At 48.1% G+C, this 518-nt stretch carries 1 protein-coding gene; it reads left to right on the top strand.

What is annotated here, in order from left to right:
* Positions 1 to 141: 141 nt before the first annotated feature.
* A partial coding sequence (locus ON062_RS14040; protein ID WP_368859990.1) for a retropepsin-like aspartic protease occupies positions 142 to 518 on the top strand: 377 nt, incomplete at its 3' end.

The following is a 518-nucleotide window of genomic DNA, read 5'->3' as shown; positions in this document are numbered from 1 at the left end:
GATTTGATGATGAGATGAGGAAATTCCTATCCCTATGACATCCCCATAGCTTGAGTCCAAAGTCCCAATTCCCCTAGAATTATGTGTTATATGTATAATTATCATGCTATGCTTCCATAAAACCAAGGATGTGCAAATGATATGCTAAGAGGCTTGTTTGGGTGGCCTTCGGGCTATCCATTCGCCGTGTCTCGCCTAGGCCTTGGCTTGGGGCGTGACAACTGTCCGGCGAAAGGAAGAGATGGCCATCCTCAAGGCCCAAATGCTCAAGGAGGACCACCAGGGGGCGCTCCACGCCATAACCGGTTCTATGCCCTCCAAATGAGGCAAGGAGCGGATGAAGCACCCGATGTTGTTACCGGTATGTTGAAAGTATATGATCTTAATGTTTATGCTTTGTTGGACCCGGGTGCCACTCTTTCCTTCATTTCTCCATTTGTTGCTAATAGGCTCCATGCATGCCCCGAAATTTTGTGTGAACCAATTGAGGTGTCTACCCCCATCGGTGAGTCCATTCT

Origin of the sequence: Microbacterium sp. C7(2022), assembly GCF_028823665.1 — a bacterium.
Classification (GTDB): Bacteria; Actinomycetota; Actinomycetes; order Actinomycetales; family Microbacteriaceae; genus Microbacterium.
The sequence above is the reverse complement of the archived record's forward strand: the minus strand, read 5'-3'. Positions and strand labels throughout refer to the sequence as shown.